This window comes from Planotetraspora thailandica, assembly GCF_016863335.1.
GTDB classification, from domain to species: Bacteria; Actinomycetota; Actinomycetes; order Streptosporangiales; family Streptosporangiaceae; genus Planotetraspora; species Planotetraspora thailandica.
On sequence record NZ_BOOR01000002.1, the window covers coordinates 60,213 to 76,560 of the forward strand.

A 16,348-nucleotide genomic window follows, 5' to 3' on the forward strand; every position below is an offset into this window, starting at 1 on the left:
GGGGACCCTAGTGGGTCCGGCGCAGTGCCGTTCGGCAACCCCTCGCTCGAGCCGCGGGTTCCTGAGCAGCGAGGCCTCCGGGTGGCGGGACGGGACGGCTTTCGGCCCCAATTCCTGGACCACCGGTCTTCCCGACTACAGTGATTCATCAAGTGCCGGCGTGCTGCCCGGAGATCCGCTCTATTCAGAGGTTACGCGTTGACCCCGCATGTGTTGGAAGCGCCTTGACGCTCCTGACGAACAAGCAGACGATGGCCCCGCTGGGAACCGCCGCGTCGGCCACGACCCCCCGCACCTTCGGGGGCGTCGTGAAGGCCTACGTGGCGCTGACCAAGCCCCGAATCATCGAGTTGCTGCTGATCACGACCCTGCCGGTGATGTTCCTGGCGGCGCGTGGGCTGCCGCCGTTGTGGACGGCCGCGGCGACGATGATCTTCGGCACGCTTTCGGCCGGCAGTGCGAACGTCCTGAACTGCTACATCGACAGGGACATCGACGCGACCATGCGGCGCACCCGCCGCAGGCCGCTGGCCAAGGCCGAGGTCTCCCCACGCGGCGCTCTGATCTTCGGCATCGTCCTCGGCGTGCTGTCGACCGCCGGGCTCGGCCTCACGGTCAACTGGGTCGCCGCCGGCCTGTCGCTTGCCGCGATCCTTTTCTACGTCTTCGTCTACTCGATGGTCCTCAAGCGGCGCACGTCGCAGAACATCGTGTGGGGCGGCATCGCCGGCTGCATGCCCGTGCTGATCGGCTGGGCCGGCATCACCGGCGGCCTGTCCTGGGCGCCGCTCGTGTTGTTCGGCGTGGTGTTCTTCTGGACCCCGCCGCACACCTGGACGCTGGCCATGCGCTACCGCGAGGACTACGCCGCCGCGAACGTGCCGATGCTGCCCGTCGTGGCCACCGAGCGCCGGGTCGTGCGGCAGACGATCGCCTACACGTGGGCCACCGTGCTGTGCTCGCTGCTGCTGTGGCCTGTGGCGAACACCACTGTGATCTATCCCGCCGTCGCCGTCGTCCTTGGCGCGACGTGCCTGTGGGAGGTCTACCGCCTGCTCGGCCGGCTCAACGCGGGCAAGACCGGCGTCGCCCTGCGCCCGATGCGCTTCTTCCATTGGTCGAACATCTACCTGGCGCTGCTCTTCCTGGCCGTCGCCGTCGACGCTCTGTTCGCCTGATCCGTCTCTGGCTCCGTACGGCTCGGCCATACAGATCAGCCGTACAGATCAGCCGTACAGGGCGGAGACGTTGTCCCGGGGCGCTGGCTCGTGCTCGCCCGCGGGGCCCCGGGCGAAGGACCGCAGGAGGTTGGTCGTCGCCGTGGTGACGAACCGCCTGGCCCGCTGGTCGATGCCGTGGGTCCGCGGGCTGTCGGCGGTGCCCGCCATCAGGGCCTCCGCCCACCGCATGGTGCCCGAGGCGAAGACCCCTGCCCCGCTCGGCGCCGTGTAGTAGGCCGTGTCGGCGTTGGTGGCCCGCCGTCCGCAGATGAGCGGCGAATGCGCGATGATCTCCAGCGGGCGCGGGGTCGGCACGCTCGGATCGACCCGGTCGTACTCCACGCCCACCAGGTGGGGGAACGCGTCGCCCTCTTTGACGCCGGTGCCCGCGAAGACCCAGTGGCCTGGGCGTGTGACCACGTAGGGCGCGTCCGCGGGGTAGCCGTCGTAGTAGACGCCGACCAGCGACGACTCAGGATCGGGCAGGGGATTGGCCCGGTAGTCGGCCGTCACCAGGTCAGGCCGTGTGGCGTACACGGGATCGCGGCCGGCGTCGGTCTTGTAGCAGATCACCGTGCGGCCCCCGTCCTCCAGCCGGATCCGGCGATAACACGTGTTGGCCCCGAGGAAGGCGAGATTGGTGCCGGTGTCCCTGGCCCGGGTGACGGTCCGCCGGGCGCCCGGCGTCCAGTATTCGTCGTGTCCCAGGAAGAAGACCGCGGCGGCTCCGTCGAGGGCTTGTCCGTCCGCGTCCAGCTCCGTGCCGGTGAGGTAGGCGAGTTCGATGCCGAGCCGTTCGGCCAGGGCCACCACCGCCCGCTCGTGGACGAGGAACTTGGCCATTCCCGTCGGGTCGTAGGGCCGGTCGAAGCTGACCGCCAGTGAGCGGGTCGCGTACCGCTGCCCCGGCCCGTGATAGAGGCTGTATCCGCCCCACGCGTTGTAGGCCTGCCAGGTGGGGGTCGCGTGGACGAGCACCGTCTTGCCCGCCGTCGTGGCGGAGCGCACGATCAGCGGCACGTATCGCTGGGCCCCGCCGGAGGCGTCGAGCCTGAGCAGGTAGGCCCCTTCGGGCCACCCGTCCGTGGGGATCGTGAGCGTGCGCGGCCAGCCCGCACTGATCGTCCGGGTGGCGTAGTCGAACGCCGCGGGCGCCTGAGAACGCCCGCGGATCCAGCCGGAACGCCAGACCCGGCGGGCGAGGGCCCCGCCGTACCAGCCCATGCGGTAGGCCGTGACCCGGAAGCCGTCGGTGGTCGTCGAGGCGTGCAGGCCGACCGGCTCGCCGGGCAGGACGCTCGCGCGGTCGCAGTAGCCGTCGACGGCGCCGGCCAGGCCGTAGGAGGTCAGGCGCCAGCCGGGGTCGCCGGGCAGGAGCCGCTCGGGCACGGCGGCGGGGGCCTGCGGCGGCCGCGGCGGCGACGCGGGCAGGGTGGCAGGCGCGGGGGCGGGAGGCTGCGGGCCTGCGCATGCGGAAAGCGACCCGACGGCGGTGGCCCCGGCCACCCGCAGGAAGCGGCGGCGGCCGAGACCGCCCTGTGATTCCTCGCTCAACGTCCCCACCCTGATCGAATTCGGAAACGGCGCTCGCGACCGTACCGCGAGCCGGATCAGGGCAGGTCAGCGCTGAGGTCAAACGTGATTCCCATTCATGGAAAGGCCTTACCGTCCGCGCACGGAAGGGCCCGGAGGGGACAGGACGTGCGTGTTCGGTTACAGTCGCGGAATGGCGAGCCTTGATCCCCGCGCGGTGCTGAAAGATCGCCCGTCGGCAGGCCTGATCATCGGTCTGGTGATCGCGGGGATCTGCGCATTGGTGACCTTCTCGTTCGACGTCCTCGACGGCGACCCCGTGCGGTTCACCATCGCCCTCGGCCTGGCGGTCGCGCCCGTGCCGCTGTTACTCGCGGGCGTGCTGGCGCTCGACCGCATGGAGCCGGAACCCCGCACTAATCTGATATTCGCCTTCGCCTGGGGGGCGGGCATCGCGGTGCTGCTCGCGGGCATCCTCAACTCCCTCAACCTGCTCTACGTGGCCCGCGCCCTCGGTGACCCGGACAGCGCCAGGAACCTCGTCGCCACCTTCGGCGCACCGCCGGTCGAGGAGACACTCAAGGGAATCGTCCTGCTCGGCCTGCTGCGCTTCCGGCGGCGGGAGTTGGACGGCCCGACCGACGGCATCATCTACGCGAGCATGGTCGGCCTCGGCTTCGCCATGTCGGAGAACGTCAGCTACTACCTGGCCGCCCTCAATCACGACGGACCCCAGGGGCTGGCCGCCACGGTGGTGTTGCGCGGGGTGTTGTCGCCCTTCGCCCACCCGCTGTTCACCTCGTTGATCGGCATCTCGGTCGCGTACGCCGCCAACCGGCGGGGGGCTCCCGCCGTCGTCATGATCGTCGCGGGGTGGTTCGGCGCGATGATCCTGCACGGCATCTGGAACGGCTTCGCCTCCTTCGGCGGCCTCCCGGGTCTGGCCGTCGCCTACCTCATCCTGATGGCCCTGCTCGTCGTCGAGATCACCGTGATCGTCAAGGACAGGAAGCGCATCGTCGGCCTGATCCACCACTACCTTCCGCCGTACGAGCGCAACGGGCTGGTCAACCAGGCCGACCTCTTCATGTTGTCGTCGCTTCGCAGGCGGCGGCAGGCGCGCACCTGGGCCAGGGCTCACGGCGGCAAGTCGGGCGCCCGCGCCATGAGCGACTACCAGCTCGCCGCGACCGAGCTCGGGCTGCTCCACGAACGCGCCGCGCGCGGCGGCGTCGACGAGGCCTCTTTCCTTACCATCCAGAGATCGCTGGCCGATCTCATGGCGTACGCCCGGCTGTCGTTCCCTCTGCCCGAGCGCCATCAGGCCCGTGCGGCCAGGGGATTCCCCCCGCCTGGTTATGCGCCCGGCGCCCCCGCTCCGGAGCGGCCGAACGGGCACGGCCCCGGTGCAGCCCGGCCCGGCCATCCCCCCTCCGCGTACGGCCCGGGGCCCTTCCACGGTCCCGGCGGCCCGCCTCCCGGGCCTGCGGGCCCGCCGGGGGCGGGCTACGGGTGATGCTCGGCGCGCCCGTCCTGCGACTCGACGCAGCCTGGAAATCTACAACGTAAAGGCGAGCGCGTTCGCTCAGCTCGCGAGCGCCCGGTCCAACGAGGTCTCGCGCGGGCCGAGGAACCGGGGAGGAGAGTGCAGGATCACGCTGTTCACCAGGGCCTTGGCCGACGCGGGGATCTCCCTGGCCGCGTAGACGATCGTCTGGTACGGCCAGTCGCGCATCGAGTCGTCGCCCACCCCGAACGCGTCCAGCCCCGCCGTACGGCACAGCGCCACGGCCCGGGGCAGATGGAACGCCTGGGACACCACGATGAGGCGAGTAGCCCCGAAGATCTTGCCTGCCCGGACGCACGAGTCCCACGTGTCGAAGCCCGCGTAGTCGAGGACGATCTTCTGGGCGGGCACGCCCTTGCCGATCAGGTAGTCGCGCATCACGGTCGGCTCGTCGTACCCGACCCGGCTGTTGTCGCCGGACAGCAGCAGTGCCTGGACCTTGCCGGCCTGGTAGAGGCGGGTCGCGATGTCCAGCCGGGTGGCGAGCATCGGGGTGGGGCGGTCGCCGCCGACCCCCGCGCCGAGGACGAGCGCCACCGGCATGGACGGCACGGAGCCGAGCCAGTCGGTGCCGGGCTCGGCGACGAGGCGGTGCCGGGAGCTGTCCAGCCAGGCCCAGGTCATCGGGGCCAGCCCCAGCACGCTGAGTGCGACCAGAGCCTGGAACGACCTGCGCATGGTCGCGCGCGACCATCGGGGGAGCCGCAGGCGGATCATCGCGGCGGTCAGACCGTCGCGGCGCTCGGCTCGACCCGTTCCGGCGATGGCGACGCGGGGCGCGGGCCGCGCGACCGCATGAGGAACACCACCCGCAGCGTGGCGACCCACACCAAGGCGGCGCCCAGCACGTGCAGGCCCACGAGGAACGCCGGCACGGCGAGGAAGTACTGCACGTAGCCGATCACCCCCTGGAGCAGTTCGACTCCGAGCAGCACGAGTGCGCCGCGCCTGGCCCGGCCGGGCGAGTCGGTCACGTGCAGGGAGAACAGCAGGGCGAAGGTCATGCCGACGACGATCCACACCACGTCGGTGTGCAGTCGCACGACGCTCTCGATGTCGAAGCCGAAGCGCGAGGCGGCCTGGTCGCCCGAGTGCGGCCCGGTTCCGGTGACGACGACGCCGACCATCAGCAGCACGAAGACCGCCGCCGTGAGAAAGAAGCCCAGGGTGCGGATGTCCCGGTGGACCAGGCGCTGGGAGGGGGCGTCCCCCTCACCCGAGCGCGCATAGAGGGTGAAGGCTGCTGCGACCATGCCCATCGACAGCAGGAAGTGCACGCTGACCGTCACCGGGTTGAGCACGCTGTGCACCACCACGCCGCCCCAGAGGGCCTGGACGACGACGCCGATCGGCTGGAGCGCCGCCAGCCGTATGAGGACGGGCCTGCCCTGGCCGGAGCGGCCGAGCCGTATGGCGGCGAGCAGGCAGCCCGCCGCGACGGCGAGCACCAGGAAGGTGAGCAGCCGGTTGCTGAACTCGATCGCCATGTTGACGGGGGCGTGGGTGTCGACCCGGGCCGGGACGAAGCTGTCCGACGTGCACTTCGGCCAGGTGGGGCAGCCGAGGCCCGAACCGGTCAGCCGTACGGCGGCCCCCGTGACGGTGATGCCGACGTTGACCACGATCGCCGCGAGGGCCCAGCGCCGCATCGTGTCGGCGGTGGAGAACCAGAACGAGCGATAGAAGGCGATCGCAGCGGGGCGAAGCCGGTCAACTAGGCGGGTCACGGCAATCATCGTAGGCGGGCCCAGGGGCGCTGTCCTCTTCGGCCCGTCTGATACCGAGACAGGTGATCTGATCGCTTTGATGGGCGGTTTCGGCTATGGAGGCGAGATCACCGGGGTTCAGAGGACTGCGCGCGGGTGGCGCCGATCGACGCGATGACGACGCAGCCGATGGCGGCCCACTCGTGGATCCGCAGCACCTCGTTGAGGACGACCAGGCCAACCAGGGCGGCGACCGCCGGCTCCAGGCTCATCAGGATGCCGAAGACGCTCTTGGGCATGCGCCGCAGGGCTTCCAGCTCCAGGGTGTAGGGGATGACCGACGACAGCAGGCCGACGCCCGCTCCGATCAGCAGAAACTCAGGGTTGAGCAGTCCGGAGCCGCCTGACGCGATCCCGATGGGGGCGACGACCACCGTGGACACGATCATGGCGAACGACAGGCCGCTCGCGCCGGGAAACCTTGCCCCGGTAGCGGCCGACAGCACGATGTAGGCGGCCCAGAACACGCCGGCGAGTGCGGCGAACCCGATGCCGGCCCAGTCGGCCGTTCCGCCCTGCGCCCAGGGCGCGAGCAGGGCGACACCGGCGGTGGCCAGGAGCACCCAGACCAGGTCGAGCAGACGGCGGGACGACACCACGGCGAGGGTGAGCGGGCCGAGGAACTCGATGGCCACCGCGATCCCGATGGGCAGCCGGGCCAGGGCCTCGTAGAAGGCCAGATTCATCAGGCCGAGGCTCACGCCGAACGCGACGGGGACGGCCAGATCGCGGCGGCTCATCCCGCGCAGCCGGGGCCGGACGACGGCGACCAGGATGATCGCGCCGGTGGCGATCCTGAGGAACACGACGGCGGTCGGCGGCAGCTGGGCGAAGAGGTTCTTGGCGAGCCCGGCGCCGACCTGGACCGACAGGATGGCGAGCAGCACCAGTCCGGGCGGGGGGATCGCGTCGGACGCCGACCTCAGCGCCTTCCCGGCTCTGAGCCTGTACGGCCGGCCGTCCCCGGGCAGGGATTCAGCGGTCATGCAGGCAACTCCCCGAGCCAGATCCCCATAAATGGACAAACAGCACTATGCCAGACGCTCACCGGTGGCCCGTGCATGATCACGTTCGGTGTTCTCGCATGTCAGAGGGGGCACGACCGAACTTCTGCATGATCACGGTTTGCATCCGAGCAGGTCAGCGGGCGTGCCGCCGAAGTTCTGCATGATCACGCCCAAGGGGGGGTGCCGCATACCAAGGGGAGGTCACTCACCAAGGGGTGGGGAGTGTCACTCCCAGCGGAAGGTGCGGGCGGCGAGGGCGAGGGACGCCGCGGCCCAGCACAGCAACACGACGAGCGGGCCGATCGGGAGCCCCGCTCCCTTCTCCAGCACCGAGCGCATGCCGTCCGTCAGCGCCGTGATCGGCAGGAGCTCCAGCACGGGGCGTACGGCGTCGGGGAACTTGGTGAGCGGGAACACGACGCCCCCGAGCCCGAGCAGGACGAGATAGACCAGGTTGGCCCCGGCGAGGGTCGCCTCGGCCCGGAGCGTGCCCGCCATCAGCAGGCCCAGCCCGCTGAAGGCGGCCGTGCCGAGCAGGATCAGCAGGAGTACCCATGCCGGGTTGCCGTGGGGCGACCAGCCGAGCGCCAGCGCCACCCCGCCGATCACCACGACCTGCAGCAGCTCGACCGCGATGACCGCGCACGTCTTGGCCAGCAGCAGTCCCGCCCGCGACAGGGGGGTGGCGCCGAGCCGCTTCAGCACGCCGTATCGCCGTTCGAACCCGGTGGCGATCGCCTGTCCGGTGAAGGCGGTGGACATGACGGCGAGCGCCAGGATGCCGGGGGTGACGAAGCCGATCCGCGATCCGCCGACGTCGACCAGCGCGGCCTGGGAGAACCCCACGAGCAGCAGGACTGGGATGATCAACGTGAGCAGCAGCTGCTCGCCGTTGCGGAGCATGGCCCGCGCCTCGGCGCCCGCCTGGGCGAGCACCATCCGGGGCAGCGGCGCGGCCCCCGGCCTGGGAGTGAAGTCGAGCGTCGTCATCGCAGCTCCCGGCCGGTCAGTTCCAGGAAGACGTCTTCCAGCGTGCGCCGTTCGATGCTGAGGTCCTCGGTGGTGACGCCCTCCGTGGCGCACCATGCGGTGACCGTCGCGAGGAGCTGCGGGCCGACCTGTCCCTCGATGATGTAGTGCCCGGCGGGCGACTCCTTGGCGGCGCTTCCCGGAGGCAGCGCGCCGAGCAGCTCGTCGAGGTTGAGTCCGGGACGGGCGCGGAAGCGCAGCTGGCGCTCCGCCCCGGTCAGCTGCGCGGGGCTGCCCTCGGCGACCACGCGCCCGTGATCGATGACCACGACGTGGTCGGACAGCTTCTCCGCCTCGTCCATGTGATGGGTGGTGAGCACCACCGACACGCCCGCGTCGCGGAGCCCGGTCACCACGTCCCAGCAGGCGTGCCGTGCCTGCGGGTCGAGGCCGGCGGTCGGCTCGTCGAGGAAGACCAGCTCGGGCCGCCCGACGACGGCCGCCGCGAGCGACAGGCGCTGCTGCTGTCCGCCCGACAGCCGCCGGTACGGCGTGCGCGCGTGTTCGGTGAGGCCGAGAAGGTCCAGCAGTGCGGCCGGGTCGAGCGGGTGGGCGTAGAAACGGGAGATCACCCGCAGCCATTCGCCCGCCCTGGCCGCCGGGGGAACCCCTCCCGCCTGGGGCATCACGCCGAGGCGCGGCTTGAGCGCGGGGTCGGCGGGGTCGAGTCCGAGCACGCGCACGGTGCCGCCGTCGAGCTTGCGGTATCCCTCGCAGATTTCGATCGTCGAGGTCTTCCCTGCGCCGTTGGGGCCGAGGATCGCGGTGACCTGGCCTCTGCGGCACGTCATGGTGAGCCCGTTCACGGCGGTCGTCCGCCCGTATCGCTTGATCAGCTCATGGATCTCGACGGCTGCTCCGCCGTCCGAGGAGCTGTCTCCCGCCCGCACGTCACCGGCCTCCCCTCAGTGACATGGACCACCAGGGCCGGACGGGAACCGGCTTTCTCCCCGCTGGTCGTCGATCGAATCGGTCTGCCGATTCCCCACGAGTCTAGGGAGTCGGGCGCCCGGTCCGGCCGGGGGCTGGCAATCGGGCGGCGGGAGAAGGCCGCGGGGCGACAGCCGTACCGGGGGTGAGCGCCGCCGGGAACCGCTGGGAGGGGCGCGGAACGGAGCCGTACACCGGGCGGGTGCGCCGCCTGCCGGTCTCCGGGAGGCGGCCGCCGCCTTTTCGCAAGGCGCCGCGCCGGAGGCGTCGTCGCAGGTTAGGTAAGCCTTGCCTGCGTGAGAAATTGCATCCCTCTTATCCTCCGCGCGGTTTGTGGTCCGGGAAGGAATTACGGCACACTGATGTTGTGAAATACGTGCCCGAGAGGATGAACGCTGAGGAGACCGCTGCCAAGCGGCCCTCCGTCATGCCTTCCGCGCATGTGCAGGCCAATACTCCCACCGCCGAGCCACCCCAGGTGAACGTGGGGCGCGCAAATCCTGTAGCGCTGGGCCCGGCCGTATCCGCACATATCACGAGTGAGCGCGGCACCCGGGCCAGAGTCGCCCGCTTGATCCTGGAGCACGGCCCGGTGACCGCGGCCGCCCTGGGCGAGCGGCTCGGGCTCACGCCCGCCGCAGTCCGCCGCCACCTCGACGCCCTGCTCGCCGACGGCATGATCGAGCCCCGTACGGCCCGGCCGCGCGGCCAGCGGGGAAGAGGCAGACCGGCCAAGCTGTTCGCCATCACCGACGACGGCCGCAGCGCCTTCGTGCACGCCTACGACGACCTGGCCGGCAGCGCCCTGCGCTTCCTGGCCGAGCGGCTGGGCGAGGAGGCCGTCTCGGAGTTCGCCAAGAACCAGTTCTCCGGCCTGGTCGGCAGGCTGGAGACGCTGATGCGCGAGGTCCCCGCCGACCAGCGGGTGCGCGTCCTGGCCGAGGCGCTGTCGGCGGAGGGCTACGCCGCCTCCGCCACCAAGACGGGGCAGGGCGGAGAGCAGCTCTGCCAGCACCACTGCCCGGTGGCGCACGTCGCTGCGGCGTTCCCGCAGTTGTGCGAGGCCGAGACCGAGGCGTTCGGGCAACTGCTCGGCACACCGGTGCAACGCCTGGCCACCATCGCCAACGGCGACGGGGTCTGCACCACCCACGTGAGTTCACCCGCGCTGGCCACACGGCAGGCGCCCAACCCGATAACGAGCACATCGACGAGCAAGGAGTCCGGCAGGTGACTGTCACCGACCGCCCGGAGCTGGAAGGCCTCGGGAATTACAAGTTCGGCTGGGCCGACTCGGACGCGGCGGGGGCCGCGGCCCGGCGTGGCCTGTCCGAAGAGGTCGTCCGCGACATCTCCGCGCTCAAGAACGAGCCGGAGTGGATGCTCGACCTTCGCCTCAAGGGCCTTCGGCTGTTCGGCAAGAAGCCCATGCCCACGTGGGGTTCCGACCTCACGGGCATCGACTTCGACAACATCAAGTACTTCGTGCGCTCGACCGAGAAGCAGGCCGCTTCCTGGGACGAGCTGCCCGCCGACATCAAGAGCACCTACGACAAGCTCGGCATCCCGGAGGCGGAGAAGCAGCGCCTGATCGCGGGGGTCGCGGCGCAGTACGAGTCCGAGGTCGTCTATCACAAGATCCGTGAGGACCTCGAGGAGAAGGGCGTCATCTTCGTCGACACCGACACCGGCCTGAAGGAGCACGAGGAGCTCTTCAAGGAGTACTTCGGCTCGGTGATCCCGGTGGGCGACAACAAGTTCGCCTCACTGAACACCGCCACGTGGTCGGGCGGCTCGTTCATCTACGTGCCGCCGAACGTGAACGTCGAGATCCCGCTGCAGGCCTACTTCCGGATCAACACCGAGAACATGGGCCAGTTCGAGCGGACCCTGATCATCGTGGACGAGAACTCCTACGTGCACTACGTGGAGGGCTGTACCGCGCCGATCTACTCGTCCGACTCGCTGCACTCGGCGGTCGTCGAGATCATCGTGAAGAAGGGCGCCCGCTGCCGTTACACGACCATCCAGAACTGGTCGAACAACGTCTACAACCTGGTCACCAAGCGCGCAGTGGCGTACGAGGGCGCGACCATGGAGTGGATCGACGGCAACATCGGCTCCAAGGTCACCATGAAGTACCCGGCGGTCTACCTCATGGGCGAGCACGCCAAGGGTGAGACCCTGTCGGTCGCCTTCGCCGGTGAGGGCCAGCACCAGGACGCCGGCGCCAAGATGGTGCACCTCGCGCCCAAGACGTCCTCGACGATCATTTCCAAGTCCGTCGCGCGCGGCGGCGGCCGCACGTCCTACCGCGGCCTCGTGCAGATCGAGGAGGGCGCGGCAGGCTCGGCGTCGACCGTCAAGTGCGACGCCCTGCTCGTCGACCAGATCAGCCGCTCCGACACCTACCCGTACGTCGACGTCCGCGAGGACGACGTGTCGATGGGCCACGAGGCCACGGTCTCCAAGGTGTCGGAGGACCAGCTGTTCTACCTCATGAGCCGCGGCCTGAACGAGGACGAGGCGATGGCGATGATCGTGCGCGGCTTCGTCGAGCCGATCGCCCGCGAGCTCCCGATGGAGTACGCGCTGGAGCTGAACCGCCTGATCGAGCTGCAGATGGAAGGAGCCGTCGGCTGATGGGCCTCGAAACCAAGCCGCTGTCGACGCTCCACGAGCGGTCGTCGTACAACGTGGCTGACTTCGCCGTGCCCACCGGCCGCGAGGAGGAGTGGCGGTTCACTCCGCTGTCGCGGCTCAAGGGGCTGCACAACGGCACCGCGGGCGGAGCGGGCGCCGTCGACGTGACCGTCGACGCCGCTCCCGAGGTGACGGTCGAGACGGTGGGCCGCGACGACCCGCGCGTCGGCAAGGCGTACGTGCCCGCCGACCGGGTCAGCGCCCAGGCGTACGCGTCGTTCGAGAAGGCGACCGTTCTCACGGTTCCGCGCGAGGCCGTCGCCTCCCGGCCGACCGTGGTGACCCTGCGCGGCTCCGGCGACGGGACGGCCTACGGCCACCTCGTCGTGAAGGTGGAGGCCATGGCGGAAGCCGTCCTCGTGCTCGACCACGGCGGCAGCGCCGTCTACGCCGACAACGTCGAGTTCGTGATCGGCGACGGCGCCACGCTCAAGGTCGTCAGCCTGCAGGACTGGGACGACGACGCCGTGCACGTGTCGCACCACCACGCTCAGCTCGGCAAGGACGCGACTTTCCGCTCTTTCGTGGTGACCCTCGGAGGCGACCTCGTACGGCTGTCGCCCTCGGTGTCCTACACCGCGCCCGGCGGTGACGCCGACCTGACGGGGCTGTACTTCGTGGACGCCGGCCAGCACCTGGAGCACCGGCTCCTCGTGGAGCACACCGTGCCCAACTGCCGCAGCAACGTGACCTACAAGGGTGCGCTGCAGGGCGACGACGCCCACGCGGTGTGGATCGGCGACGTGATCATTCGTGCGGAGGCCGAGGGCACCGACACCTACGAGCTCAACCGCAACCTGATCCTCACCGACGGAGCCCGGGCCGACTCGGTGCCGAACCTGGAGATCCTCACCGGCGAGGTCGCCGGGGCCGGGCACGCCTCCGCCTCCGGCCGTCTCGACGACGAGCACATCTTCTACCTCCAGGCCCGGGGCATCCCGTTCGACGAGGCGCGCCGCCTGGTCATCCACGGCTTCTTCGCCCAGCTGCTGGAGAAGATCGAGGTCGAGGAGATCCGCGAGCGCGTCCTTTCCGCGGTCGAGGCGGAGCTGACCCGATGACCGAGGTCCGCGAGCAGTGGGAGAAGGTCTGCCAGGTCGGCGACATCCCCGACGAGGGCGCCCTCGGCGTGGAGATCGACGACGTCCCGGTGGCGATCGTGCGCACCGGCGACGAGGTCTTCGCCCTGCACGACGTCTGCTCGCACGCCGAGGTCAAGCTCAGCGAGGGTGAGGTCTACGACCACACCCTGGAGTGCTGGCTGCACGGCTCCTGCTTCGACCTGCGGACCGGCAAGCCCACAGGCCCGCCGGCCACCAAGCCCGTGAACGTCTACCGAGTCAAGATCGATGGCGACGACGTGTATGTCTCGCTCTCGAAGGAGTAATCAAGTGTCCACCCTTGAGATTCGTGACCTGCACGTCGCCGTGGGCGACAAGGAGATCCTGCGCGGAGTGGACCTGACGGTCCGCTCGGGGGAGACCCACGCCATCATGGGGCCGAACGGCTCCGGCAAGTCGACCCTCGCCTACGCGATCGCCGGTCATCCCAAATACACCATCACCTCCGGCTCCGTCCTGCTCGACGGCGAGGACCTGCTGGACATGAAGGTCGACGAGCGCGCCCGCGCCGGGCTGTTCCTCGCCATGCAGTACCCCGTCGAGGTGCCGGGCGTCACCGTGTCCAACTTCCTGCGTTCCGCGATCACCGCGGTTCGCGGCGAGGCTCCCAAGCTGCGCGAGTTCGCCAAGGACCTCAAGAACGGCATGGACGCGTTGTCCATCGACCCCGCCTTCGCCCAGCGCAACACCAACGAGGGCTTCTCCGGCGGTGAGAAGAAGCGCCACGAGATCCTCCAGCTCGAGCTGCTCAAGCCGAAGATCGCCATCCTCGACGAGACCGACTCCGGCCTCGACGTCGACGCCCTGCGCGTCGTCTCCGAGGGCATCAACCGGTTCCGCGGCCTGGACGGGTCGGGGGAGAAGATCGGTTCGGGCGCCGACACCGGCGTTCTGCTGATCACGCACTACACGCGCATCCTGCGGTACGTGAAGCCGGACTTCGTCCACGTCTTCGCCGGCGGGCGGATCGTCGAAGAGGGCGGTCCCGAGCTGGCTGAGAAGCTCGAGGACGAGGGCTACGAGGCCTACACGAAGGCAACCGCCTGATGAACGCAGCGGCGCCTTTCGACGTGGAGAGGATCAGGAAGGACTTCCCGATTCTCTCCCGCGAGCTGCCCGGCGGCCGCCCGCTGGTCTACCTCGACTCAGGCAACTCCTCCCAGAAGCCCACCCAGGTGATCGAGACGATGCGCGAGCACCTGGCGCAGCACTACGGCAACGTCGGCCGGGCGTTGCACGTCCTCGGCAGCGAGTCCACCGACGCCTACGAAGGCGCCCGGGACAAGATCGCCGCGTTCATCGGCGCCCCGTCGAGGGACGAGGTGATCTTCACCAAGAACGCCTCCGAGGGTCTCAACCTGGTGGCCTACGCCTTCGGGAACCCCGTCAACACCGACGAGCGGTTCAAGCTCGGCCCCGGCGACGAGATCGTCATCTCCGAGATGGAGCACCACTCCAACATCGTGCCGTGGCAGCTGCTCGCGCAGCGCACCGGTGCGACGCTGCGCTGGTTCCCCGTCACCGACGAGGGGCGTCTCGACATCTCGGGACTGGACGACCTGGTCAACGAGCGCACGAAGATCGTTTCGATCGTGCACCAGTCGAACGTGCTGGGCACGGTCAACTCGGTCTCGCCGATCCTCGCCAGGGTCCGCGAGGTCGGCGCGCTCATGATGCTCGACTGCTCGCAGTCGGTGCCCCACCAGCCGATCGACGTGACCGAGCTCGGCGTCGACTTCGTCGCCTTCACCGGTCACAAGATGGTCGGTCCCTCCGGGATCGGCGTCCTGTGGGGCCGCAAGGAGCTGCTCGACGCCATGCCCCCGTTCCTGGGCGGCGGCGAGATGATCGAGGCGGTCTGGATGGACCACTCGACCTACGCTCCCGTGCCGCACAAGTTCGAGGCGGGCACGCCGCCGATCGTGGAGGCCGTCGGCCTCGGCGCGGCGGTCGACTACCTGACCTCCATCGGCATGGAGGAGATCAAGCAGCACGAGAAGGAGCTCACCGGCTACGCCCTCGAGGCGCTGCAGGAGATCCCGGGGCTCAGGATCATCGGCCCCCGGACCGTGGTGGCCAGGGGCGGCACGGTCTCGTTCACCCTGGAGGGGATCCACCCGCACGACGTCGGGCAGATCCTGGACGACGTGTACGGCATCGCGGTACGGGTAGGCCATCACTGCGCCCGCCCGCTGCACCTCCGGTTCGGAATTCCAGCGACCACGCGGGCGTCTTTCTACCTGTACAACACGACGGCCGAGATCGACGCACTGGTCCGCGGCCTCCACCACGTGCAGAAGGTGTTCGGCTAGAACCATGATCGCTGAATCCATGTACCAGGAGCTGATCCTGGAGCACTATAAGCACCCTCAGGGCAGGGGGCTGCGTGAGCCGTTCGACGCGGAAGTCCATCACGTGAACCCGACCTGCGGCGACGAGGTCACCATGCGGGTCAAGGTGGGCGACGGCGGCAAGGTGCTCGACGTCTCCTACGACGGGCAGGGCTGCTCCATCAGCCAGGCCGCCGCCTCGGTGCTGCACGAGCTGGCCACCGGATCGACCGTGCACGAGTCGCTGTCGGTGGTGGACGAGTTCACCCGGCTCATGCAGGGCCGCGGCCAGGTCGAGCCCGACGAGGACGTGCTGGGTGACGCCGTGGCGTTCGCGGGGGTGGCCAAGTTCCCCGCGCGGGTGAAGTGTGCACTTCTGGCGTGGATGGCCTACAAGGACGCCCTGGTGAGGAGCCAGGCGTGACCAGCCGTACGGCCGCAGGCCCCGCCGGGATGCGATGGCGGGGCGGCGGTGTTGTACCCGGAGGTGCCGTCACCCGGGGTGCTTTTCCCCAAGGTGCTTTTCCCCAAGGCAGTGAGCGCGGTGGCCCGGCACGGGGTGCGGGGAGACCGCGAGGTGAGGAGACGACGTGAGCAAGCCGACAGAGACGCCGACGACGGCACCTCCGGCGTACGACGGGGAGACCTCCCCTGACGATGTCATGGAGGCGCTGAGGGACGTCGTGGACCCCGAACTCGGGATCAACGTCGTCGACCTCGGGCTCGTCTACGGGCTCAATCTCGATCCCGCCGGCGAGGGCCAGCGCCCCGTCGCGACGATCGACATGACCCTGACGAGCGCGGCGTGCCCGCTGACCGACGTCATCGAGGACCAGGCCAACTCGGCCCTCGCCGACCTGGTCTCCGGCGTCGTGATCAACTGGGTGTGGCTGCCGCCGTGGGGTCCGGACAAGATCACGGACGACGGTCGCGACCAGCTGCGCATGCTGGGGTTCAACGTCTGACCGTGCTCGTGCGGGCCGTCCTGTCACGGGCGGCCCGCGGCCCGGAGGCTGTGTCATCAGAGGCCTGCGGGGTTGTTGTAGGCTATTGCTAGTTAATGCTTTTCTGATGGTTTCGTTGGTTTCTCGGGTGTCCTGCCCGAGGGGACGGAACCCGGCGTCCGTGAGGCCCCGACTCCC

The 16,348-nt window shown here is 69.7% G+C and carries 16 protein-coding genes; 10 read left to right on the forward strand and 6 right to left on the reverse strand.

The genetic code is table 11. From position 1 onward, the window contains the following. The first annotated feature begins 224 nt into the window (after positions 1-224). Positions 225-1,178 carry a heme o synthase gene (locus Pth03_RS00280; protein ID WP_373318469.1) on the forward strand — a complete coding sequence of 318 codons (954 nt, stop codon included), beginning with the start codon at positions 225-227 and terminating at the stop codon, positions 1,176-1,178. Between the two features lie 48 nt (positions 1,179-1,226). Here Pth03_RS00280 and Pth03_RS00285 read toward each other — a convergent pair whose 3' ends face one another. Further along, positions 1,227-2,774, reverse strand: coding sequence for a N,N-dimethylformamidase beta subunit family domain-containing protein (locus Pth03_RS00285; protein ID WP_203941997.1), 1,548 nt, complete (start codon positions 2,772-2,774; stop codon positions 1,227-1,229). Positions 2,775-2,946: 172 nt separating this feature from the next. Here Pth03_RS00285 and Pth03_RS00290 point away from each other — a divergent pair, with 172 nt between their 5' ends. Continuing rightward, a complete protein-coding gene (locus Pth03_RS00290; protein WP_203941998.1) occupies positions 2,947-4,269 on the forward strand; it encodes a PrsW family intramembrane metalloprotease in 1,323 nt (440 codons plus the stop codon). A gap of 69 nt (positions 4,270-4,338) precedes the next feature. Here the strand turns inward: Pth03_RS00290 and Pth03_RS00295 are convergent, their stop codons facing one another. From Pth03_RS00295 to Pth03_RS00315, 5 genes are all read right to left on the reverse strand, one after another. Beyond that, entirely contained in the window at positions 4,339-5,037 is a 699-nt protein-coding gene (locus Pth03_RS00295) for a SanA/YdcF family protein (protein ID WP_203941999.1), read from the reverse strand. 8 nt (positions 5,038-5,045) lie between these two features. Further along, the gene (locus Pth03_RS00300) at positions 5,046-6,047 is read right to left on the reverse strand and encodes a COX15/CtaA family protein (protein ID WP_373318470.1); all 1,002 of its coding nucleotides are present in this window, start codon (positions 6,045-6,047) and stop codon (positions 5,046-5,048) included. Between the two features lie 107 nt (positions 6,048-6,154). After that, positions 6,155-7,072, reverse strand: coding sequence for an EamA family transporter (locus Pth03_RS00305; RefSeq protein WP_203942001.1), 918 nt, complete (start codon positions 7,070-7,072; stop codon positions 6,155-6,157). 246 nt (positions 7,073-7,318) lie between these two features. Continuing rightward, positions 7,319-8,083 (reverse strand): ABC transporter permease, encoded by a 765-nt coding sequence (locus Pth03_RS00310; RefSeq protein ID WP_203942002.1) that lies wholly within the window; start codon positions 8,081-8,083, stop codon positions 7,319-7,321. Further along, positions 8,080-9,012: an ABC transporter ATP-binding protein gene (locus tag Pth03_RS00315; protein WP_239118654.1), complete on the reverse strand. Its 933-nt coding sequence runs from the start codon at positions 9,010-9,012 to the stop codon at positions 8,080-8,082. The genes Pth03_RS00310 and Pth03_RS00315 overlap by 4 nt, the downstream gene beginning before the upstream one ends. 467 nt (positions 9,013-9,479) lie before the next feature. Here Pth03_RS00315 and Pth03_RS00320 point away from each other — a divergent pair, with 467 nt between their 5' ends. The 8 genes from Pth03_RS00320 to Pth03_RS00355 all read left to right on the forward strand — a co-directional run bounded on the left by Pth03_RS00320 (position 9,480) and on the right by Pth03_RS00355 (position 16,171). Continuing rightward, on the forward strand, positions 9,480-10,286 hold the full coding sequence (locus tag Pth03_RS00320; RefSeq protein WP_203942038.1) for a helix-turn-helix transcriptional regulator: 807 nt from the start codon (positions 9,480-9,482) through the stop codon (positions 10,284-10,286). Further along, positions 10,283-11,695 carry a Fe-S cluster assembly protein SufB gene (gene sufB / locus Pth03_RS00325; RefSeq protein ID WP_203942003.1) on the forward strand — a complete coding sequence of 471 codons (1,413 nt, stop codon included), beginning with the start codon at positions 10,283-10,285 and terminating at the stop codon, positions 11,693-11,695. Before Pth03_RS00320 ends, sufB begins: the two co-directional genes overlap by 4 nt. Further along, complete coding sequence (gene sufD / locus Pth03_RS00330; protein ID WP_203942004.1) at positions 11,695-12,816, forward strand: Fe-S cluster assembly protein SufD; 1,122 nt, start codon at positions 11,695-11,697, stop codon at positions 12,814-12,816. Before sufB ends, sufD begins: the two co-directional genes overlap by 1 nt. After that, positions 12,813-13,142, forward strand: a complete 330-nt coding sequence (locus tag Pth03_RS00335; protein ID WP_203942005.1) for a non-heme iron oxygenase ferredoxin subunit — start codon at positions 12,813-12,815, stop codon at positions 13,140-13,142. The genes sufD and Pth03_RS00335 overlap by 4 nt, the downstream gene beginning before the upstream one ends. 4 nt (positions 13,143-13,146) lie before the next feature. Further along, the gene (gene sufC / locus Pth03_RS00340; protein ID WP_203942006.1) at positions 13,147-13,923 is read left to right on the forward strand and encodes a Fe-S cluster assembly ATPase SufC; all 777 of its coding nucleotides are present in this window, start codon (positions 13,147-13,149) and stop codon (positions 13,921-13,923) included. Further along, entirely contained in the window at positions 13,923-15,188 is a 1,266-nt protein-coding gene (locus Pth03_RS00345) for a cysteine desulfurase (protein ID WP_203942007.1), read from the forward strand. Before sufC ends, Pth03_RS00345 begins: the two co-directional genes overlap by 1 nt. Before the next feature lie 4 nt (positions 15,189-15,192). After that, a complete protein-coding gene (sufU, locus tag Pth03_RS00350) occupies positions 15,193-15,630 on the forward strand; it encodes a Fe-S cluster assembly sulfur transfer protein SufU (RefSeq protein ID WP_203942008.1) in 438 nt (145 codons plus the stop codon). Positions 15,631-15,796: 166 nt separating this feature from the next. Further along, positions 15,797-16,171, forward strand: coding sequence for a metal-sulfur cluster assembly factor (locus Pth03_RS00355; protein ID WP_239118655.1), 375 nt, complete (start codon positions 15,797-15,799; stop codon positions 16,169-16,171). Positions 16,172-16,348: the final 177 nt, after the last annotated feature.